General features: G+C 40.2%; 22 protein-coding genes. 21 read left to right on the top strand and 1 reads right to left on the bottom strand.

What is annotated here, in order from left to right:
- Positions 1-53: 53 nt before the first annotated feature.
- On the bottom strand, positions 54-1,391 hold the full coding sequence (locus M0R79_RS05920) for a MurT ligase domain-containing protein (protein WP_248416018.1): 1,338 nt from the start codon (positions 1,389-1,391) through the stop codon (positions 54-56).
- Between the two features lie 217 nt (positions 1,392-1,608).
- On the opposite strand from M0R79_RS05920, the gene M0R79_RS05915 reads away from it, so the two are divergent.
- From M0R79_RS05915 to M0R79_RS05815, 21 genes are all read left to right on the top strand, one after another.
- Positions 1,609-2,187 carry a thymidine kinase gene (locus M0R79_RS05915; RefSeq protein ID WP_248416019.1) on the top strand — a complete coding sequence of 193 codons (579 nt, stop codon included), beginning with the start codon at positions 1,609-1,611 and terminating at the stop codon, positions 2,185-2,187.
- Between the two features lie 16 nt (positions 2,188-2,203).
- Positions 2,204-3,283 carry a peptide chain release factor 1 gene (gene prfA, locus M0R79_RS05910; RefSeq protein WP_092571888.1) on the top strand — a complete coding sequence of 360 codons (1,080 nt, stop codon included), beginning with the start codon at positions 2,204-2,206 and terminating at the stop codon, positions 3,281-3,283.
- Complete coding sequence (gene prmC / locus M0R79_RS05905) at positions 3,267-4,118, top strand: peptide chain release factor N(5)-glutamine methyltransferase (RefSeq protein WP_248416020.1); 852 nt, start codon at positions 3,267-3,269, stop codon at positions 4,116-4,118. The genes prfA and prmC overlap by 17 nt, the downstream gene beginning before the upstream one ends.
- Before the next feature lie 12 nt (positions 4,119-4,130).
- A complete protein-coding gene (locus tag M0R79_RS05900; RefSeq protein WP_248416021.1) occupies positions 4,131-5,156 on the top strand; it encodes an L-threonylcarbamoyladenylate synthase in 1,026 nt (341 codons plus the stop codon).
- Positions 5,157-5,211: 55 nt separating this feature from the next.
- Positions 5,212-5,850, top strand: a complete 639-nt coding sequence (upp, locus tag M0R79_RS05895) for a uracil phosphoribosyltransferase (RefSeq protein ID WP_092571890.1) — start codon at positions 5,212-5,214, stop codon at positions 5,848-5,850.
- Between the two features lie 65 nt (positions 5,851-5,915).
- The gene (locus M0R79_RS05890; protein WP_248416022.1) at positions 5,916-7,166 is read left to right on the top strand and encodes a hydroxymethylglutaryl-CoA reductase, degradative; all 1,251 of its coding nucleotides are present in this window, start codon (positions 5,916-5,918) and stop codon (positions 7,164-7,166) included.
- Positions 7,167-7,236: 70 nt separating this feature from the next.
- Positions 7,237-8,427, top strand: coding sequence for a hydroxymethylglutaryl-CoA synthase (locus M0R79_RS05885; RefSeq protein WP_248416023.1), 1,191 nt, complete (start codon positions 7,237-7,239; stop codon positions 8,425-8,427).
- 602 nt (positions 8,428-9,029) lie between these two features.
- Positions 9,030-9,260 carry a DUF1146 family protein gene (locus tag M0R79_RS05880; protein WP_092571893.1) on the top strand — a complete coding sequence of 77 codons (231 nt, stop codon included), beginning with the start codon at positions 9,030-9,032 and terminating at the stop codon, positions 9,258-9,260.
- A 64-nt stretch (positions 9,261-9,324) separates the two neighbouring features.
- A complete protein-coding gene (murA, locus tag M0R79_RS05875; RefSeq protein WP_248416024.1) occupies positions 9,325-10,629 on the top strand; it encodes a UDP-N-acetylglucosamine 1-carboxyvinyltransferase in 1,305 nt (434 codons plus the stop codon).
- 23 nt (positions 10,630-10,652) lie between these two features.
- Positions 10,653-11,717: a rod shape-determining protein gene (locus M0R79_RS05870; protein ID WP_248416025.1), complete on the top strand. Its 1,065-nt coding sequence runs from the start codon at positions 10,653-10,655 to the stop codon at positions 11,715-11,717.
- Positions 11,718-11,729: 12 nt separating this feature from the next.
- Positions 11,730-11,927 carry a DNA-directed RNA polymerase subunit beta gene (locus tag M0R79_RS05865; RefSeq protein ID WP_092571896.1) on the top strand — a complete coding sequence of 66 codons (198 nt, stop codon included), beginning with the start codon at positions 11,730-11,732 and terminating at the stop codon, positions 11,925-11,927.
- A 50-nt stretch (positions 11,928-11,977) separates the two neighbouring features.
- Positions 11,978-12,358 (top strand): hypothetical protein, encoded by a 381-nt coding sequence (locus M0R79_RS05860; protein WP_092571897.1) that lies wholly within the window; start codon positions 11,978-11,980, stop codon positions 12,356-12,358.
- 164 nt (positions 12,359-12,522) lie between these two features.
- Positions 12,523-12,954, top strand: a complete 432-nt coding sequence (mraZ, locus tag M0R79_RS05855; RefSeq protein ID WP_092571898.1) for a division/cell wall cluster transcriptional repressor MraZ — start codon at positions 12,523-12,525, stop codon at positions 12,952-12,954.
- Positions 12,955-12,977: 23 nt separating this feature from the next.
- Positions 12,978-13,940, top strand: coding sequence for a 16S rRNA (cytosine(1402)-N(4))-methyltransferase RsmH (gene rsmH / locus M0R79_RS05850; RefSeq protein WP_248417180.1), 963 nt, complete (start codon positions 12,978-12,980; stop codon positions 13,938-13,940).
- Between the two features lie 13 nt (positions 13,941-13,953).
- Positions 13,954-14,370, top strand: a complete 417-nt coding sequence (locus tag M0R79_RS05845; RefSeq protein WP_092571900.1) for a hypothetical protein — start codon at positions 13,954-13,956, stop codon at positions 14,368-14,370.
- A complete protein-coding gene (locus M0R79_RS05840; protein WP_248416026.1) occupies positions 14,367-16,073 on the top strand; it encodes a peptidoglycan D,D-transpeptidase FtsI family protein in 1,707 nt (568 codons plus the stop codon). The genes M0R79_RS05845 and M0R79_RS05840 overlap by 4 nt, the downstream gene beginning before the upstream one ends.
- Before the next feature lie 14 nt (positions 16,074-16,087).
- The gene (locus M0R79_RS05835; RefSeq protein WP_248416027.1) at positions 16,088-17,584 is read left to right on the top strand and encodes a UDP-N-acetylmuramoyl-L-alanyl-D-glutamate--2,6-diaminopimelate ligase; all 1,497 of its coding nucleotides are present in this window, start codon (positions 16,088-16,090) and stop codon (positions 17,582-17,584) included.
- Positions 17,584-18,540 (top strand): phospho-N-acetylmuramoyl-pentapeptide-transferase, encoded by a 957-nt coding sequence (gene mraY, locus M0R79_RS05830; RefSeq protein WP_248416028.1) that lies wholly within the window; start codon positions 17,584-17,586, stop codon positions 18,538-18,540. Before M0R79_RS05835 ends, mraY begins: the two co-directional genes overlap by 1 nt.
- Before the next feature lie 10 nt (positions 18,541-18,550).
- Complete coding sequence (gene murD / locus M0R79_RS05825) at positions 18,551-19,936, top strand: UDP-N-acetylmuramoyl-L-alanine--D-glutamate ligase (protein WP_248416029.1); 1,386 nt, start codon at positions 18,551-18,553, stop codon at positions 19,934-19,936.
- Between the two features lie 12 nt (positions 19,937-19,948).
- Entirely contained in the window at positions 19,949-21,064 is a 1,116-nt protein-coding gene (murG, locus tag M0R79_RS05820; protein WP_248416030.1) for an undecaprenyldiphospho-muramoylpentapeptide beta-N-acetylglucosaminyltransferase, read from the top strand.
- 27 nt (positions 21,065-21,091) lie between these two features.
- Entirely contained in the window at positions 21,092-22,291 is a 1,200-nt protein-coding gene (locus M0R79_RS05815) for a cell division protein FtsQ/DivIB (RefSeq protein WP_248416031.1), read from the top strand.
- The last annotated feature ends 100 nt before the right edge of the window (positions 22,292-22,391 follow it).

Genomic DNA, 22,391 nt, shown 5'->3' with positions numbered 1-22,391 from the left:
CTTCAAAGATACTAAATCAATGGGGTTCTATGATTGGACGATCAATCAGTGTTTTATTCGCTTAAATAACCTTGTTGGATTAACAACTTACGGAATTCTAAGGTTGCTGTATAAGAGGCTAAGATATGAATTTGTCGACGTGGGCTGGCTTTTATCAATTCGATGATTTGGTAATAATCGCTGACAGGATGAATATTTTCTTGAGCAAAACCCGCTTGACTGAAACGTTCTTGAAGAGCTTGTGCTTGACTTCCTCCAGTATAGACTTGCTGGAAAGGTTGTTCCTTCAGACTTTCAAAATCAGCTTCATTGATCCAAGAAATATCGGTGCCATCTGCATAATTTGTATTAAAAATTGCCACCAAATCGCTTTCTTGTTTTTCTAATGAGAGCATGTCGACAATTTGATTAAAACCAACAGGATTCTTGACTAAGTTCATGGTAACTTGATGATCCGTAATATTAATCTGTTCTTGACGGCCGAAGACAGGTTTGATTTTTTTGAAGCCGACCGCGATATCTTGGGGTTCCACGCCAAAATAATGGGCTAGGGCAAAGGCAGCTAAAGCATTATAAATATTATAGATACCCGCTACCGGTATTTGTAGCGGAAACTCATTAATCGTAAATTGCGAACCTGATAGATTTAATTGATCGACCGAGGTCACTGCGTATTCCAATGGGGGTCGTTTAAAGAAACAGTGCTGACAATAATAATCCCCCAGCTCACCATACGTCCGTGCTTTATATTGCAAGGGGTGCTGGCATTTTGGACATGTTTGTTCTTTTGTCTCATTAGAAGCCAAATCTTGCGAATTTAATAATTGGAAACCAAAGTATTTGTGGGGATTTGGTGTATCTTTTGCTTGAAGGATTGGACAGTCACCGTTGGCAATCACCATGGCTTCAGGAACTTCGACGGCGGCCGAGGTTAATAGATCGAGCACTGCTTCAATACTGCCATATCGGTCGAGTTGGTCTTCGAATAAATTAGTATGAACGAAAACCTTGGGCTTAAGATATTTTACAACATGTTTGAGCGATCCTTCGTCAACTTCAAGCACCGCTAAACGACGTTCTGAGTGCGTCTTATTTTTAGCCCCAAGAAAGGTCGAGATAATCCCTTGAACCATATTTGAGCCAGAAGAATTGGTAAGCACTTCAGGATACTTCATTCTTAAAGCATGAACTGCTAGAGAGGTGGTTAAGGTTTTTCCATTGGTTCCGGTTACGATGGCCACATCATAATCTCTAGCCAGATGACTAAGGATTTCAGGGTCAATTGTCGCAGCTAATTTTCCGGGGAAACTTGTGCCTCCTTGGGTAAAACGATTGAGTGTCCAATATGATAACTTACCCAGTGTTTTGGCTAATTGACTTTTTAATGACATGGTTCTTCTCCTTTAATCGATAGATTTTCTATTGACTCATTTTACCTTATCTGGAAAAAACAAGCTATAAAAATTTTCGAACAGTCTATACTTCTAATATACCCTTGATTCGGCCAAATCACAAAGATTATAATAAAAGCTCGCCAGCCTAGATTGACGAGTCAGCAATCTTATTCTATTATAAGTACTTGAAAGTAAGTAAAAGGAGTGTTGGAGTGTGGCGAAGTTATATTTTAAATATGGGGCGATGAATTCAGGTAAATCCATTGAAATTATCAAGGTAGCTCATAATTATGAAGAACAGAATAAAGCGGTGAAAATTTTAACTTCAGCCATCGATAATCGAAAAGCCGTGGGGCAAATTGCCAGCCGAACAGGATTTGAACGGGCAGCGACTCCCGTCTACTCTGATACTGATATCTTCGAGTTAATTCAAGCTGAAGAAGAGGATTTATATTGCGTGTTAGTTGATGAATCGCAATTTCTGACCAAGGCTCATGTCTTGCAATTGGCTCGGATTGTTGATGACCTGAATATTCCGGTGATGGCTTTTGGTTTAAAGAATGATTTCTCCAACGAATTATTCGAAGGGTCTAAATATTTACTACTTTATGCTGATAAAATTGAAGAAATCAAGACAATTTGTTGGTTCTGTCATAAGAAAGCAACGATGAATTTACGCTTTCACGATGGTAAGCCGGTTTACCAAGGAGAACAGGTTCAAATCGGTGGCAATGAATCTTATTTACCCGTTTGCCGGAAGTGTTATAAAAATCCCGGCCGCTTAACTAATTAATTAAAGGAGTGACGATGTGTTTGAACAGTTAGATACTATCCTCATTAGATATGAAGAAATTAATGAATTATTAGCTGACCCTAGTGTAATTGCCGATACCCAACGTTTGCGTGACTTGACTATTGAAGAAGCAGACCTTCGTCCCAAAGTCGAAAAAATTAAACGATATAAAGAAGTTCTCTCTGAAATTACCGACACAGAAGAATTGCTCAATGAGAACAATTCTGCTGAGTTTACCGAAATGGCTAAAGAAGAATTGTCTTCTTTAAAAGAGGAGAAGGATAAACTTGAAGCTGATATTCGGTTATTGATGATTCCAGAAGATCCGAATGATGGTAAAAACATCATTATGGAAATCCGCGGAGCGGCTGGAGGTGACGAAGCTCAACTTTTTGCTGGAGATCTATTGAATATGTACACGAAATTTGCTGATCAACAGGGTTGGCGGACTGAAATTTTAGATGCCAATATCACTGGCATTGGTGGTTATAAAGAAGTCACCCTAATGATTACGGGTAACAAGGTGTATAGTAAATTGAAATATGAGAATGGGGCTCACCGCGTTCAACGGGTACCAGAGACTGAATCTCAAGGTCGGGTACATACATCGACGGCAACGGTCGTAGTCATGCCAGAACAAGAAGAGATTGATTTTGATTTGGATGAGAACGATATTCGGGTCGATATTTATCATGCTTCCGGAGCTGGTGGGCAGCACGTTAATAAGACGGCTTCTGCAGTACGCTTAACCCATATCCCAACTAACATTGTGGTCGCGATGCAGGATGAACGTTCGCAGTTAAAGAACCGTGAAAAAGCGATGAAAGTGTTACGGGCTCGTGTCTATGACAAAGTTACCAGTGAAGCTCAAGCGGAATACGATGCTGACCGAAAATTGAAAGTTGGAACGGGTGACCGGTCGGAACGCATTCGAACCTATAATTTCCCGCAAAACCGGGTGACTGACCATCGAATTGGCTTAAGTATTCAACAATTGGATAAGATTTTGAATGGAGAATTGGCTGAGATTACCGATGCGCTTATTTTATATGATCAAACGCAAAAATTGGAGGAACTGAATGGAAATCAGCTCTAAGTCAACTTTTAAGGAAGCTCTAGCATGGGCTTCCATTTTTTTGCGAACCCATCAGTTTCCAGCCGAACATAGTCGTTTGTATTTGTTATGGTTAATGGATTGGAACTTGACTGATTACGTAAATAATAAAGATCAGCCTCTAGGTCAGCAAACCTGTTTATACTTGCAAGACGGCTTTGCTCGAATTGTTCAAGATGAACCTATCCAGTATATCGTTGGTTACCAAGACTTTAATGGGCGTCGCTTTCAAGTCAGTCCGGCAACTTTAATACCTCGTGAAGAAACGACGGGGATTTTAACCTTAGCTAGGCCCTTTTTATTAAAGCATCCTCAAGCCCGTGTTTTAGATATTGGCACCGGGACCGGTGTTTTGGCAATTAATTTAAAGCTAGATTATCCAGAAATCGACATGGTTGCTAGTGATATTTCAGCAGCGGCTTTAGAAATTGCGCGATTGAATGGTCAAAGTTACCAGGTTGATGTTCACTGGTGTCTTTCAGATCTTTTTAGCAATCTTGCCGAAGAAAGCTTTGATCTCATTGTCAGTAATCCACCTTACATTGGTCAGGATGAACTATATTTGATGGACCAAAGTGTGATAAAATATGAACCGAAAGTGGCTTTATTTGCTGATTATCATGGCTTAGTCATCTATCAAGACCTCGCCCAAGTGGCTAGCCAACACTTGAAACCTGGTGGGCAGATGATTCTGGAGATGGGTTACCAACAAGCTCAGGCGCTTAAACAAATCTTCCATAAACATTCTGATTATCGGCAAATCAGTATTCACCAAGATTTTAATGGCTTGGACCGCTTTATTACGATAGAAAGTTAGAAGGAGATAGTAGTGATAGATACTAAAGTCTATTATCCGAATCAATTAAAAGATGCCGCTGAACAACTCAAGGCAGGCCAACTCGTAGCCTTTCCTACGGAGACCGTTTTTGGACTTGGGGCAATGGCGAACAATGATCAAGCCATTGCCAAAGTCTTTGAAGTTAAGGGACGACCTGCAGACAATCCTTTAATCGTTCATGTATCGAGTATCGATTCGGTCAAGAATTATGTTACCGAAATTCATCCATGGGCCCAAAAATTAATGGAAGCTTTTTGGCCTGGACCTTTGACCATTATCTTTCCCACCAATGAACATTTGATTTCACCCTTAGCAACTAACCATCAACCTAGTGTTGGCTTACGAATGCCAAATCAAATTGAGACCCTATTATTAATTGATATGGTCGGCTTTCCTTTGGTAGGGCCGTCGGCGAATCTTTCGACCAAACCGAGTCCGACTCAGGTTGAGCATGTTCTACATGATTTTTCTGGCAAAATCGCTGGAGTGGTAGCTAATCGTCAACCCTTAACCGAAATTGGTGTCGAGTCAACCGTGGTCTATCCGACAGATGATCAGATCACCATTCTGAGACCGGGTTATATTACAGCTGACATGATTCAAGAATATGTTGATGTACCGGTGGTGGAAAAGACGGCCCAAGAACAACTTTCAGGTGAGAAAGTGATGAGTCCTGGGGTTAAATATAAACATTATGCCCCCAAACAGCCAGTTTATTTAGTGCCAGCGAGTGCAGACTTGGCTGATTGGCAGTTATTGATTGATCAATTGCCTAGCGCAATAGGACTTCTAGCTGATCAAAGCCTATGCGATCGCTTGAAAGACCAAGTAGCTGTCACTTATTCTTTAGGAGCTCCGGGTGATATCTTGACAGCGACGCGAAATTTGTATGCTGGTTTGCGTTATTTCGATCAACGACCGGTAGAAGCCATTATCGCGCAAGGCCTTGATTCAACGAATCCGCAGGCTCGCGCTTATATGAATCGATTAAGCAAGGCTAGTCAACATGTGCTATAATACAACAGATCAGATTGGTCAAGTTGGAAATAGATTAATATATAGGAGGAAAAATATGTCAAAATTTGTGATTGTAGATCATCCCTTAATTCAACATAAGTTAACCTTAATTCGGGATAAGGAAGCTTCGACCAAAGTCTTTCGTGAGGTAACGAATGAAATAGCTATGTTGATGGTTTATGAAGTGACCCGGGATCTTCCTCTAGAAAATTGCCAGATTGAGACGCCTTTAGTCACCACGACACAAAAAAGATTAGCCGGTAAAAAATTGGCAATCGTACCCATTCTACGAGCAGGTCTTGGGATGGTTGATGGGATTATTAATCTTATTCCAGCAGCTCGCGTAGGTCATATTGGGATGTATCGGGACGAAGAAACCTTAGAAGCGATTGAATATTTTGCTAAACTTCCTCAAGATATTGAAGAACGTCAAGTCTTTGTAGTTGACCCCATGTTAGCTACTGGGGGCTCTGCTATCGCAGCCTTGAATCAACTAACTCAAAAATACAAAGTCTTACCAGAAAATATCACCTTTGTTTGTTTGGTGGCTGCCCCTGAAGGCGTCATGGCTTTACAATCAGCACACCCAGATGTGGATATTTATGCAGCGGCTTTAGATGAAAAATTAAATGAAAATGGTTATATTATTCCTGGTCTAGGGGATGCTGGAGACCGGATTTTTGGTACCAAATAATAGAATGAAGTTGTCCACCCATTCTATCTAATGGGTGGATATTTTTATTTAGGAGGACGATAGTCGTGCAAGATTCTAAGTGGAGCGGCTTTTATAAATTATCTCGGGCAGAACGACTAGCCCGCTTAAATCAGCAAACGGGACTGACTGGTCAGGTGCCTGATTTACCCATTGAAGTTGCTGAACAAATGGTTGAAAATGTAATCGCTTGCTATAGCTTGCCTTTAGGCTTAGCGGTCAATTTTGTGATTAATGATCATGAATATATTATTCCGATGGCCGTCGAAGAGCCCTCCGTGATTGCGGCTGCCAGCCATGGAGCCAAAATTCTGGGAAATATCCGGGTAGGTCAAGAAGAGAAAACGTTAGTCGGCCAAATTATTATTGAAAACCTGCCTAATATACCACAGGCAATGGCCAAACTCATGGATCAAAGAGAAGAATTACTGGCGATCGCTCGCAGTTATTCACAAAGCATGGTAAATCGTGGGGGCGGACCACGGGACATTCGCTTCGAACAAAAGCAAAACGTGATGGCTCAATATTTATGTTGTTATCTAAGCTTCGACCCTTGTGATGCGATGGGCGCCAATGCGATTAATACTGTCTTGGAAGGCTTATGTCAACCCATTGAAGAGATAAGTTCAGGCAAAGTATTAATGGCTATCCTCTCAAATTATAATGAAACGTCCTTAACTCGAGCTCAGGTTTCTCTTCCGTTTAAGCGTTTAGGAAAATCGGAAGCAGAAGGAGAGCACATTGCCAAACAAATTCAGAAGGCGAGTGATTATGCCAAAATTGACCCTTACCGGGCAACCACGCATAATAAGGGCATTATGAACGGAATTGATGGAGTTGTTTTAGCCACAGGGAATGATTTGCGAGCCACTAGCGCTAGCGCTCATGCCTATGCTGCTCGTTTAGGACATTATCAACCCTTGTCGACTTGGGAAATCCGCGAGCGATATCTTTATGGTGAATTAGAAATCCCCTTACCCTTAGCAACCGTTGGTGGATCCCTGGCTAGTCATCCGACTGCTCAATGGGTCTTGGATGTTTTAGGTCGTCCTTCAGCCAAAGAGCTAGCCATGATTGCAACGGCGGTTGGCCTGGCTCAGAATTTCTCGGCCGTGAAAGCCTTAGTGACCGACGGGATTCAAAAAGGACATATGACGATGCAGGCTCGTAATTTGCTGATGCAGGTCGGAGCCAAACCTGAAGAGGTCAGTCAAGTGGTTAAGGCCTTAGTTAAAGAGCCAAGAATGAATTCTCAGATTGCTTTGGAGGTTTTAAAACGGTTTCGTGGGCAGAAATAGCTTTGCACTTGTTTAAAATTTTAGTACAATGAACTTTATCTTATGATTTGAAATGAGAGGAGGTTCTTTCTTGTCAGTTGGAATTGATCGAATTAATTTTTATGTTCCGCGCTTTTATCTAGACTTGAGAGAATTAGCCCAGGCTCGCCAACAGGATCCTGATAAATATACCATTGGTATCGGCCAAGATCAAATGGCGATTGCGCCCTTGGAACAAGATATCATTGCTATGGCTGCCAATGCAGCTTATCCATTGTTAGAAGAAGATGATAAAGACCTAATTGATATGGTCTTGTTTGCGACGGAAACAAGCTTTGATTTTTCAAAGGCGGCGGCAGTCTATTTACATGATTTATTGGGTATCCAGCCCTATGCACGTGCGGTAGAATTTAAAGAAGCATGTTATGCGGGGACGGCTGCTTTGCAGATGGCCTGCGACTATGTGCGCTTAAGACCAGAGCGTAAAGTCTTAGTGTTGACTTCTGATATTTCGCGTTATGGGCTAAGCAGCTCGGGAGAGGTCACACAAGGAGCAGGTGCCGTGGCTTTTGTGGTTTCTGCCAATCCTAGCATCCTAGCAATTTCTTCACAAAGCCTGGCTTACACTAGCAATCAATTTGATTTTTGGCGGCCTTATTATCGTCGTGAAGCTCTGGTCGATGGTAAATTCTCGAACCAATTGTATCAAGATATCTTTGTTCGCTTAATGGGTCAGTTTCTAAACATTGATCGGGAAACCATAGCGGAACTTGAAACAATTCATTTTCATTTGCCATATTCGAAGATGGGAATGAAGGCTTTGAAAGCCCTACGAGATCAGAACTCAGATTCACTGATTCAAGAAAAAGTTGACTTATGGCTGGAACGCTATCCACAGACAACATACTTAGGTAGAAGAGTAGGCAATATTTATACCGGATCACTTTACTTGAGTTTAATTTCTTCATTAATTTATCAAGAGAGCTTTGAACCAAGTCATAAATTAGCTTTGTTCTCTTATGGATCTGGGGCAGTGGCTGAATTATTAATTGGCGAGTTACAAGACGGTTACCAAAAACACCTGGACATCGAGTCCATGTTGGATCAGCTTGATCAGCGCCAAGCGCTGACTGTGGCGCAATATGAGCAGCTTTATCAAGAAAGTATCCCGGTTACGGAGGATGAATTTATCGTTTGCCAACAAGCCACAGAACCAGGCTTTTATTTACACCGAGTAGATGGCCATCGACGCTTCTATATATTTAATAAAAATAAACCCTAATCCTAAGACAGAAATTAGGGTCGAGTGATTAAGCGTCCTTTTTAAAATAATACGAATCAGATATACTCGCAAGACACAAGAAAATCCATGCAGCTTACAAGGACTTAGCGACTTGTCGGTTAGAACTTGTCTAGAGGATTTAGTCCGGGAAAGTAAATGCCTTGAAGGACGGTCGCTTTTTAATTGTTTTAGTTAAATATTTTTGAGCGAGATTAGTTTTATTTGTACAGCGTGAGATTATTTGCTTACATCAGGTCATAGCTGGAGAAGAAAACCATCGGATCAGCATACTTTACCCACTCAGTCCCTTGAAGCCTGAGGCTTATGTGAAGTGAGCCCTAAAGTAAGTCTGGAGCTTATATTAATAAGCGGAAGACGATGCCCGATAGTTTGATACTCCAGGTAAATGACCCAAGTAAGCAAATTTTTAATTTATTGAACAAAAAAGATTTAATCCCTTAGTTTTAGCTTAGTAATGGTGATTATGTTTATTAATATCATCTTGCTTTGTTACTTTTGATATCATTATGTAACCAAAAGTTATTTGAATTGCCTTTTTTTTGTGCTATTATGACAATGAGTCAGAAAGGTGGCTGGAATAAATGACGGTTTTTTATGGTATGGCAGTACTATTAATCCGAATTTTATTCATCTACATGAGTTATTTTCTCTTAGAGAAAGTTAACTGGCGACTAATCTTTAGTCAGAAGAATTACACCTATGCCCAATTTTTGTGTATTATCGTAAGTCTTTCAATCGGACACCTCGCTGGTTCATTTGTGATCACGATCATCGAGCTCTTACAAGATATCCTTTTGTCGAGCTTTTATTAATATGAAATTTACAGTCAGCCGTTCGCTCCAAAACGGTTGATTCATCCAAAGGAGAAAATTTATTATGGAAGAAATTCTAGTTCAAGGTGGCAAGCGTCTTGAAGGTGTTGTGAAGGTTGAGGGAGCTAAGAATGCGGTTTTGCCAATATTAGCAGCTTCGATTCTAGGTCAGACAGGTCAAAGCCACTTAGAAAATGTTCCAGTCTTATCTGATGTTTTAACAATTAATGCCTTATTAAACAATATTAATGTAAAAAATTCTTTTAATCACGAAACCAATACTATGGTTATTGATGCCAGTGGAGAGATTGATACGATTGCAGACTATGATTTCGTTAGCAAGATGCGTGCTTCAATCAATGTCATGGGACCTTTATTGGCTAGATTTGGTCATGCCAAAGTAGCGATGCCTGGGGGTTGTGCGATTGGAACTCGGCCGATTGATATCCACTTGAAAGGTTTTGAAGCTCTCGGAGCTAAGATAGAAGTTCATGCAGGTTATGTCGAAGCTTCTGCTGATCATCTCTTTGGGGCTCAGATTTATTTAGACTTTCCAAGTGTAGGAGCGACAGAGAATATAATGATGGCTGCTACTTTAGCTGAAGGCACGACCATCATTGAAAATTGTGCCAGAGAACCCGAAATCGTTGACTTAGCGAATTATTTAAATAAAATGGGTGCAAAAATTACAGGTGCCGGAACCGAAACCATTAAAATTGTTGGCGTGAGTTCAATGCATGGGGCTGAGCACACGATTATTCCTGATCGTATTGAAGCTGGAACCTTCATGGTTGCCGCAGCAGTAACTCAAGGCGATGTCATGATTGAAGGTGGCATTTCTGAACACAACCGACCTTTAATTAGCAAACTTAAAGAAATGGGCGTAAGCTTTATTGAATATGATGATGCTTTACGGGTTATCGGTCCAAAGGCTTTAAAAGCAACGAATATTAAGACCTTGCCTTATCCAGGTTTCCCGACAGACATGATGGCGCAAATGTCGATTGCTCAATTGGTAGCTGAAGGAACGTCAGTTACCAATGAAACTGTTTTTGAGAATCGTTTCATGCATTTTGAAGAATTAAGACGGATGAGCGCTCGCTTTAAAGCTGATCGTCAGACTGTCGTGATGTATGGTCCTTGTGAATTATCAGGAGCCGCGGTCAAAGCGACGGATTTAAGAGCAGCTGCTGCTTTGATTATTGCGGGATTAACCGCTAAAGGTTGGACTAGAGTTTCAGAATTGAAGTATTTAGATCGGGGCTATTACAAATTCCATGAGAAATTAGCCGCTTTAGGCGCATCGATCGAACGTTTAGACATTAAACCTATCAAAGTAGAGGCTAATCCAACCACTCAGTATATTTAGTCAGTAAGAGTGGAGGATAGACTATGACCAAAGCCATTGGAATTGATCTGGGAACCACAAATGTTTTAATTCATTTAAAAGGACGGGGAGTTATACTCAACGAACCGTCCTTGGTTGCTATTGACAAAGAAAGTCAGTCGATCTTGGCCTACGGTAAAATGGCCTACGCTATGCTCGGTCGAACGGGTTCAAATGTTGAAGTCATCCGTCCTTTGAAAGCAGGAGTGATTGCTGACTTTGATTTAACTGATGCCATGCTTCTTCATTATCTGGAACAAATTCATGGACGTCGCTGGTTTAATAAGCCAAATGTGTTAATTTGTACCCCGGCAGAGATATCAGAATTAGAACAAGCTTCATTAATCGAAGCGATTGAACGTGTTGCTGGCGGGAATATTTATCTTGAGGAAGAAGCCAAGGTTGCAGCAGTAGGTTCAGGGATTAATATCTTGTCTGCCAAGGGAGCGATGGTGATTGATATTGGTGGTGGAACGACTGATATTGCCGTCATTTCGGCTGGAAATATCATCGCCAGTCGATCTTTGAAGATTGCTGGAAACCAGTTTGATGCAGCAATTATCCAATATTTTAAAGAACACCGACATCTATTAATTGGTGAAGCTAGTGCCGAGGCGGTAAAGATAGCGATTGCTACTGCAGAGCCTCTGTCCGCGAAATTGAATCAACATTATGATTTGCGTGGCCGTGACTTACTCACAGGCTTACCTCGATCGATAAATGTCGATGCCAATGAAATCTGTCAAGCTTTGCAACCATCACTTGATTTCATTGCACGCAATTGTCGAGAAGTGTTAGAAGAAGTTAGCCCTGAAATTGCTGGAGATATTATCGAGAACGGAGTAACTTTGACGGGTGGCAGTGCTTTGATTTATAATATGGATAGTTTTCTAAGCCAAACATTGAAAACCAGTGTGATTAAAGCAGATCAACCCATGCAAAGCGTCGTCTTAGGGACGGGCTTAATGCTAGAAATGATTCAAGCAGGTCGTTTTGATCAAAGCGAATCGACTTGGCAAGACAAGCTGAAACGTCGTTTGCGACGTTGGCGCCGTAGGATATTCGGATAAAGGAAGTTATACATGGAAGATACTTATCTAAAAGAATCGACCTTACTCAGAGGCCTAAAAGTTCTGGTTAAATTTTTAGTCTTTTTGTTATTGGTTATTCTATGCTTTATTATCGGTTTATTTATAGGGTATTCTGTGATTGGTGGCGGACCTTATTGGGAAGTGCTTAATCAAGAGACTTGGCAACATATTATTAACTTTATTAAATAATCAGATCCTCGATGATTAAATCGAGGAGTTTTTTAAATGGGAGGGATTCGATGATTAATCATTTTGTGTTTGGCGAAATTTTTCTTTATCTAGTCCCTCCCTTGCTTATTTATTTATTACAAAATAAATTTCACTTTGTCTTAGATTATTTCAAAACATTTCGGATTAATCTGCAGATACTATTGTTGCCTTTATGTTTATCTTTGATTCAAAGCTTTTCAGTATTAATTTTTACCTATAGTCTGCTTCCTTTAGCCTTATTTTTAACCATATTTATTTTGTTTATTCACTTATATTATTATATTCAAGGAATTGCCATTTTTGATTTTAAAGAATATTTTCCAGGAGCAGCAAAATTAGCCTTTCTTTGTTTATCAAGTTTTTTACTGGGGTTAGTCATATTAAGAATTTATACTTATTTTATTCTATAACCCCCCCCACTTTTAATAAAATTATAAAGCTGATAAGATCAAGCTTTGCGGCCCATTACTTTGTGTAGTGGGTCTTTTTTTTAGGAAAAATTGGAAAAAGGTGGTTAGAAGTGGGGAATTGTGGTAAGATTTAAGTAACTTAGGGTAGAGGAGGATGATGGGTCGTGCTCATTGGCGAATATCAACATAATATTGACACCAAAGGTCGACTCATTATGCCGGCTAAGTTCAGACCAGATTTGGGAGAAAGATTTATTGTAACTCGCGGTTTGGATGGTTGTTTATTTGGGTTCCCACAGAAGAGTTGGGAGAATATTCAAGAGAAACTGAGCCAATTACCTGTTGCTAAAAAAGATGCCCGAGCCTTTACTCGATTCTTCTATTCAGCTGCCACTGAGGTAGAAATCGATAAGCAAGGGCGGATAAATTTGCCTAATAATTTAATTGAGTTCGCCAAGATCGATAAGGAATGTCGTGTGATCGGCGTATCAGACCGAATCGAGATTTGGAGCGGTGAACAGTGGGATGTATTTGCTGAACAAGCAGAAGAAGATTTTGAAAGTATTGCTGAAGATATGATTGATTTTGGCTTTTAGTCTGCCAATTTATAGGAGGGAATATCTTGGAGTTTGAACATACCTCAGTATTGTTGAAAGAAACAATCGATGGGTTGGATATTCATCCACGAGGCATCTATGTGGATTGCACCTTAGGTGGGGCAGGCCATGCGAAATATCTATTAAGTCAGTTATCTGATTCAGGACATCTTTATGCTTTTGATCAAGATGCGAGTGCGATTGAACACGCTAAAGTTGAATTAGCTGAAGAAATTGATCAGGGAAAAGTGACTTTAATCCATAGTAATTTTAGAAATATCAAAGAAAAATTAAATGCATATGACGTCAACTTGTTGGATGGTATCTATTATGATTTAGGAGTTTCTTCTCCTCAACTGGATCAAGGCGAACGAGGCTTCTCTTATCATCAGGAAGCGAAACTAGATATGCGTATGAATCAAAGTCAAAATTTGTCCGCTTATGAAGTGGTCAATCAATGGGATTATAATCAGCTCGTTCGAATTATCTTTCGATATGGAGAAGAAAAATTTGCTAAACGGATTGCTCGAGCCATAGAACGGGAGAGACAAGTCAAAGCGATTACGACAACGACACTATTAGCAGATATCGTTAAGGAAGCTATTCCGGCAGCAACCCGTAGAACTGGCGGTCACCCAGCGAAGCGTACTTTCCAAGCTATACGGATTGCAGTCAATGATGAGCTTTCTGCATTAGAAGAAAGTATTGAAGCCGGATTGGATTTATTGAAAATTGAAGGCAGAATGTCAGTAATTTCGTTCCATTCATTGGAAGATCGGATTGTTAAACAAATTTTTAAGCAAAAATCAAGCATCGAAGAAACACCGCCTAATTTACCAATATTACCAGATCAAGAAGTCGCTGAGTTTGCCTTAGTAAATCGTAAACCGATTACTGCAAGTGAAGCTGAATTAGAAAATAATAATCGGGCTCGTAGTGCCAAGTTGCGAATTATTGAACGCAAATTTATTAAGGATAATATTTAGAAAGGAGCCTTGTATGAACGAACAGAATTATCAAGAACAAGCTCCTTCAATCGCAGTATCCGTTTCGAATAAAGTTATGCGACCATCGCAAAGAACCTTTAATCGTGATATTTCTATGCCGTTGGATCGAATTTCTGCCGATGTTAGATTTCGCTCATTGAAATTTAGTCGAGCAGAAATGGCAATCTTAATAACCAGTTTGACCATGATGATCGTGATGATTGCAGGACTATTGTATTTGCAATATAATAATAGCCAACTGCTTGAAGCTACCCAGCAATATAAAGTAAATACAGCGGAAATCCAAAAGCAGTCAAATCTTATGACTGAATCAATTACACAACAGTTTAATTATGATAAAATAAAAGAGACTGCTGATGAGAATCAGATGTCAATTGATAAATCACGTGTAAGGACTGTCCATGAATGACTTATAACAAAGATCGAAATAAGAATATTTTACTGGTAGTTGCTTTTATCTGTGCAACCTTTCTTGTCATGATATTTCGTATCTATCAACTTGCGATTATGAAGACAAGTAATGGTGTAGATTTAGCTAGCTATCATAGTGAAGAGTTTAATAGAAGTAGTATTGCATCAGCTAGACGCGGCAGCATTTATGATATAAATGGCTACCCGATTGCGATGGATACTACTTCTTATTCACTTTACGCTGTACTTCAGGGCGGAGATGGGGTAGAAGTGATTGATGATGTTGATCATGTGGCCAAGGTTTTAAGTCAATACATCGATTTGTCTCGCGATCAAATCCTCGAACGATTATTAACCCCAGACGCTTATCAAATCGAATTTGGTCAAGCCGGTCAAGACTTATCCCAAGATACCAAAGAAGCAATTGAAGCAGAACATTTAGCTGGGATTAAATTTCAAGAGAAGTCTAGACGAGTGTACCTCAATGACTATTTTGCCGCCCACTTGATTGGTTATTCTTCGGTGAATGAAGAATTATCTCAAGATTTACCCGTAGAAATTCAGACAGGTCAGATGGGTATTGAAGCAATGCTCGATGAAAAATTATCAGGAATCAAAAATTTCCGTCAACTGATTAAGCAAGATCCTAAATTAGATTATTTAAATGGTGAAGATGTCTACTTAACGTTAGATTCTCGTTTGCAGAACTATTTGGACGATTTAATGAATCAAGCTTATCAGACATATAAGCCAGAACAAATGATGGCTTACTTAGTTGAGACCAAGACTGGTAAACTAATCGCAAGTTCACAAAGACCTACCTTTAACCTGAATACCCGTGAAGGGATTGATCAAGAGTGGAAAAATGTGCTCGTAGAAGAAGCCGTTGAGCCCGGTTCTACTATAAAAATTCTGACCCTAGCCACAGCTAAGAACATGGGACTTTATCAAGACGGAGAACGGTTTAAATCCGGATCCGTCCAAGTCTATGATCAAATTGTTAAAGATTATAATGGCTATGGCTGGGGCGATATTACTTATGATGAAGGCTTGATTCATTCTTCGAATGTGGCTATGGTTAAATTAGTCGAAAAGATGGGAATCGATCAATGGGAAGACGCCATAAGCCGTTTTGGCTTTGGTAAGTCTACCCAATCAGGCTTGCCTAACGAAGCCTCAGGTAATGTGGCGTTTGATAATCCAGTCAATGCAATTATGTCTGGATTTGGCCAGGGGGGGTCGGCTACCCCTCTTCAATTACTTCAAGCTTTCACAGCGGTAGCCAATCAAGGGAAAATGTTAAAGATTCAATTTATCGATGGCATCGGTAGTCGGGGAAATACATATAAATTACAAGAACTCGGGCAAGTCTTCAGTCCTGAAACGGCTCGACATGTTCTTAATGTGATGGTTCAGACGGTCGAGCATCCTGAAGGAACAGCTAAACCATTTAAGAATAACCAAGTAACCATCGCTGCCAAAACAGGAACCGCCCAAATTGCCGATCCTGATGGAGTAGGCTATTTAACCGGGCCCAATGATTATTATTTCTCGGTCGTTGCATTCTTCCCGGCGGAAGATCCTCAATATATGCTTTACATGGCTATTAAGCGACCAACCGATGATCATCAGAAGATGGGGAGTCAAATATTGGCCGAAATATTTAATCCCTTTGTCGATAATATTATGTTGACCAACTAGAAAGAAGGATAAAAATGAATCAAGTCAATTTATTATCAGTGATGAATAACAAAGAAATTTACGGCAAAAGTCCTAGTCATGAAACAGTTACCGCATTGGTAAATGATCACCGTCAGATTGTGCCAGGAGCTTGTTTTATTGCGATTAAAGGCCAAAATTTCGATGGTCACAGTGTTCTTGGTAAAGCCGTTCAATCCGGAGCAAAGATTCTGATTGTTGAAGAACTTCCAATGCCCCTAATTTCAGAAGATGTTGTCTGGGTCCAAGTACCATCAACCTACCGGGCTCAAGCGATTCTGGCGAATCATTTCTTTGAAGAACCCTCAACAAAATTAGATTTGGTGGCAGTCACTGGAACCAATGGTAAGACCACCACGACGACGATGATTAGTGAATTGTTAACGAATCTCGGTCATCGGACAGGTTTAATTGGAACCTTGCATTATAAAGTTGACCAAACATACTATCCAGCCATTAATACGACGCCAGACGCCTTAAAGCTACAGTCATTATTTAAAGAAATGGTTGATCATGACTGCGATGATGCTATTATTGAGGCATCTTCCCATGCCTTAGCTTTGGGACGAATTTGGTATACTGATGTGAATTGTGCCATCTTTACCAATATTAGCCGGGAACATTTAGATTTTCATAAGACCATGGACCATTATGCCTATGCAAAAAGTTTATTGTTTGCTCATTTAGGTGAACACTTTGAGAAGGGACAAGCCAAACTAGCAGTAATTAATGCCGATGATGCTTATGCTGATTTGATGATGCAAGCCAGTGGCGCTGAAATAGCTACTTATAGTCTTAAAGACCCATCGGCTACGGCCTATGCTCATTCAATTGAGTCTTTAGAGGATGGAATTCGTTTTGTGTTAGACTTTAAGGGGCAAAGTCATTCGATTCAATTACCGATGTTAGGGAGTTATAATGTGGCTAATTATATGGCTGCTTTCTTATGTTTGGCCTTATATTATCATTTCTCTGTAGAGGATATTCTCCAAGCTACGGAAGACTTCACTGGGGTTCGCGGACGTATGCAGATGATTGATGAAGGTCAAGATTTCCAGGTCATCGTTGATTTCGCTCATACACCTGATGCCTTGGAAAATGTTCTGACCGATTTAAATCAACATAAACGGGGTCGATTAATTACCATGATGGGCCACTCAGGGGGGAATCGCGATTCAGGAATGCGCCCAGATCTGGGGGATATTTTATTTAAATATTCTGATTGGGTTGTATTAACTGCAGATAACCCTCGCCATGAGAATGTTACAAAAATTTGTCAAGAAATGCGCCAAAATCATGACGAAATACCTTATACCATTATAGAGGATCGTCAAGAAGCCATTGCCTACATTCTCGATCAGGTTGAAGCGAATGATACCGTTCTGTTTGCTGGTAAGGGTGGCGAACCTTATCAAGTCATAGGCGATGAATATGTGCCATTCGATGAAATTGAGATTGTTCGTCAATTATTGCATAATAGGGGGAACGAATAATGGTTAATTTCTTATGGCTTATACTAGCAATGTTGTTAACTTGGTTATTGATGCCTCAATTTATTTCCTTTTTCCAGGCTAAGAAATTAGGACAGACTACCCGAGAAGAAGGTCCTTTATGGCATGAAGCCAAAACAGGTACCCCTACCATGGGGGGCACCGTTTTTATTAGTCTTTCCATTCTGGTTATGTTATTGATGTTAATATTTACTCAAGAAATTATCTGGCCAAGCTTAACTTTATTGCTGACTTTATTTTTGTTCGGCTTGATTGGTTTCGTCGATGATTTCATTAGTATTTTTAAGAAACAAAATGAAGGGCTTAAAGCCAAACAAAAATTTGCCTTGCAAATAATATTTGCTTTATTAGTTAGCTTATTTGCCATCATGGGTGGCCAAACATTGACAGTACTGTTATTTAATTATCAAATCACCCAACTTTGGTTGATTGTTCCTTTTGCAATAATATGGATTAACGGTTTTTCAAATGCTGTGAATTTGACGGATGGTTTAGATGGTTTGGCTACCAGCTTAAATATTATCGCTTATGCCACTTATGCCTGCCTATCTTTTATAGAAGGAGAATGGCTCTTAGGACAATCTTGTTTAATCGTCGTAGGCTCATTAATTGCTTTTCTTTATTATAATCGTAAACCGGCCAGAATTTTTATGGGAGACGTAGGATCTTTAGCGCTTGGCGCCGGCTTAGCCGTCGTGTCTCTTCTATTAAATAATCCCTGGTCTCTGATCATTGTGGGTATTGTATTTGTCATCGAGACCTTGAGTGTGATTCTTCAAGTCTGGTCCTTTAAGACCCGAGGGAAACGAATCTTCAAAATGTCACCGATTCATCATCATTTTGAAATGATCGGCTGGTCAGAAAATAAAGTGGTGTTGCGTTTCTGCTTAGTAGGATTCCTTGCCAGTTTATTGATCTTAGTTTTGAATGTTTTGTAAGGAGTAAGTTATGTTAGCAGATCTAAATTTACAAGATAAACATGTATTAGTTCTCGGTTACGCACGTTCAGGGCGTAGCGTAGCAGAGTATTTGTTAGCTCAGGGAGCTAAAGTAACCATCAATGAAAAAAAAGATCTAAGCGGAGATCCATCGATCGAATCACTCGTGAAGCAAGGTGTTCAAGTAATTAGTGGCGATCATCCATTAAGTTTATTAGACCAAGGCTTCGACTTTATCGTGAAGAATCCAGGCATCCCTTATCAAATCCCTTTCTTACAACAAGCCCAACAACAGCACATTCCGATTTACACCGATATTGAAATAGCTTCCTGGATTAATAAAGGAGACATTATTGGCATTACTGGTAGCAATGGAAAGACGACCATTACTCAACTTGTCTATGAAATCTTAAAAGCTGATAAACCGAAACAAACTCATTTGGCCGGGAATATAGGTATCCCAATTATGTCGCAAATCGACCAGGTTAAAGAGGGAGATGCCTTAGTCTGCGAATTATCTAGCTTCCAATTACAAGGAACCGCAAAATTTAGAGCTGAGATTGCCGTCTTTGCCAATATTTATTCAGTACATCTAGATTATCATGAAACACGGGCGAATTATATTCAAGCTAAACTTAATTTAGTTAGAAATAGTCGACCTGAAGATGTGATTATTTATAATTATGATCAAGAAGAATTGGCTGATTGGTTAAGTCCTTTTGCCGGTCAAAAAGTACCTTTTGCAAGCTCTCGGGTGGATGATTTTGTCCGTCAAAACGGCGCCTACATCGACCATAGTCAGCTCTATTTCCGTGATCAATGGATTTGTGATGTAGCAGATATTCAAATTCCCGGTCAACATAATGTGATGAATGTGCTCGCAGCCGTAGCTGTGGCTATCATCCGTTCGGTGGAGCCAAAGACGATTCGCCAAGTTATCTTATCTTATCAAGGGATGCCGCATCGTATACAACCCTTGGGTGAGTTTCATGGACGGAAATTCTTTAATGATTCTAAAGCAACGAATACGGTGGCGACCATTACCGCTCTCAAGAGTTTCGACCAACCTATTCATTACATTGGTGGAGGGTTAGATCGCGGCAATGGCTTTGACGACTTGATTGAACATCTATCTTACGTTAAAGCCGCCTACTTGTATGGGCAAACTAAAGAAAAGCTGGCCGACACCATGAATAAAGCTGGAATCGAATCGGTTCATCTGTTGGATGATTTATATCAAGCAGTTGAGTTAGCCTATCATGCGGCTAAAGCGGGTGAAGTGGTGCTCTTCTCTCCAGCTTGTGCAAGTTGGGACCAATTTGATAATTTTGAACAACGGGGCGATTTATTCGTCGAAACCGTTCATGCTCTACAGGAAAAATATCCATATGCCTAGAAGGAGACAATTATGACTATGATTCAGCGGATTATTCTATCAGGTGGAGGGACAGGTGGCCATATCTATCCGGCATTGTCAATTTACCGCCGCTTAAAAGAAATGAATCCAGATTTAGAGTGTTTGTATATTGGAACCGAGCGGGGGTTAGAAGCTCGGATTGTTCCCCAAGCTGGGGTTTCATTTGAAAGTATTGAAATACAAGGAATTAAACGGAGTTTAAGTTTGTCTAATTTCAAGGCGCTCTGGTTAATGCTTACCGCCAGTCAGCGAGCCAAAAAAATGATTCAAAAATTTCAGCCAGATGTCATCGTCGGCACGGGTGGTTATGCCTGTGCTCCGGTCGTTTCTGCTGGGGCTGACTTAGGCATTCCTACGCTGATTCATGAGCAAAACTCCGTGGCCGGTTTAACGAATAAGTTTCTAGCCAGGAAAGTTGATCGGATTGCTACATCTTTTAAAGCTGTTCACCATGATTTTGCTAAATATGCAGAAAAAATACGTTTTACGGGGAATCCTCGGGCGCAAGAAGTGTATCAAATTAAACGGGATCGGCAAATATTAGCCAGTCAATTCAAGCTGAAGTCAGACCAAGCTACCGTTTTAATTTTTGGTGGTAGCCGTGGAGCCCCTGCAATCAATCAAGCAGCTTTAGCGGCTTTAACCGATTGGTCAGCTAAAGATTATCAAGTGATTATTGCCACGGGTCAAGATCATTATCAAGCTTTGATGGCTGAAATCCAGACAGAACACATCGGCAAGAACATTCGAATTGTTCCATATATCGAGAACATGCCTGAAGTATTTCAAGCGATTGATTTAGTAATCTGTCGGAGTGGGGCGACGACCTTGACTGAAATTATGGCCCTGTCTTTAGCCAGTATTTTGATTCCTAGTCCTTATGTAACCAATAATCATCAAGAAGCAAATGCACAAGCTTTGGTAGATCAAAATGCGGCTATTATGATTAAACAAGATCAACTAAATCCTCAAATCCTAGTAAGTCAGGTGGATCAATTAATTCAGGATCCCGAAAAATTGAAAACCATGGGAAGCCAAGCTCGGTCGATGGCCGTGGTCGATGCGACCGATCAGATTATTCAACAATTGAGCGAAATTGTGGGGTAAAAGTTAAGCTAAAAAGGGGGTGAGCGGATGAATTCGCGGTTTAGAAGAAATTACAATCAAAAAAATTATCGACGTGATCAAGAGGCGATGCAAGAAAGATTTAGTCAGCCTCGCCAAGGTAATTACCGGGTCGATCGAGCTGGACACCCCATTATGAATCAGGCTAATCCTATCGATGATCGGGACTATTTTGACCGGGCTAAGGAAGATAATCAGAATTCATCCTCACCTAAGTATGCTGACTTTAAAGCGACCGATTATCAACGACGTCAATCTGTCTGGCATGCTCGAAATAACCAGCCTCAAAGTCACTATTCGACCTCGTCCAGACGACCGGCTAATTATCGAATTGATCAAAGAACCGGTTCCCCAGAAGCCAAGGCAAGTCAACAAACCAGTAGATTGGCCAAAAATTGCTATTATCGTTGGCAAGAACAACGAGGACAAAAATATTCCAAAAGTAATAAAATGACCCCACCTCGGCATCCCTTACCTCAAAATCGGCTTCATTTATTAGCGGTGTTTGTGTTACTCTTTCTCGGCTATCTGGTGACTGGGTGGCAATTGATGCCGATGCGTCGACTTAACCAACTGAGTGTATCTGGGAATCATTATATTAATCAGGATGCTATTTTGAAGTCGTCTCGTCTTGATCCACTCGATCAATATGCCACTGTTTTGCAACAAAAATCAGCAATAGAAGCTAAAATTAAAGAAGAAATTCCAATGATTGAACAAGTTGATTTTCAGCGAGATTCATGGCAAAATTTAAATTTAAAAGTGGTTGAATATGATATGGTGGCTCTGATGAATTTAGAGGGAAGACAAGTCCCGGTTTTGAGTAATGGAGAATTATTAATGGACGCTAGTGAACAAGCGCTAGTTCATAGTATGGGACAAAACTTACCTTTATTAGTAAACTTTGACCAAAAAGGGAAAGTTGTTGATTTAACTAATAATGCTTTACGCAACATTTCACCTGAGCTACTAAATCAAATCAGTGAAATTGAACTTTCTACGGAGGCTGAGAAGCCGAACACTATTTATGTTAAGATGGCGGATGGTAATCGCGTTGTTGCTATTATTAATACTTTCTCACAGAAAATGAAATATTATCCGCAAATGGTAGCACAGGTCGAAGGCCAAACAGGCACCTTTAACTTAGAGGTGGGTGCCTACTTTATTCCGGCCAGTTCTGCCAATTCTGTCAAGTTAGATAATAATTAAGATAAAGGCATCTATTTATCTTTATTGATTAGATTTTTTTCTTCTCTAATATTTGCCTTTATGCTAAGATAAAAGAGTGTAAGCTAGTCTATAGAATGGA

The organism is Ignavigranum ruoffiae (assembly GCF_023195815.2).
Classification (GTDB): Bacteria; Bacillota; Bacilli; order Lactobacillales; family Aerococcaceae; genus Ignavigranum; species Ignavigranum ruoffiae.
This window is presented reverse-complemented; position numbering and strand designations above follow the sequence as displayed.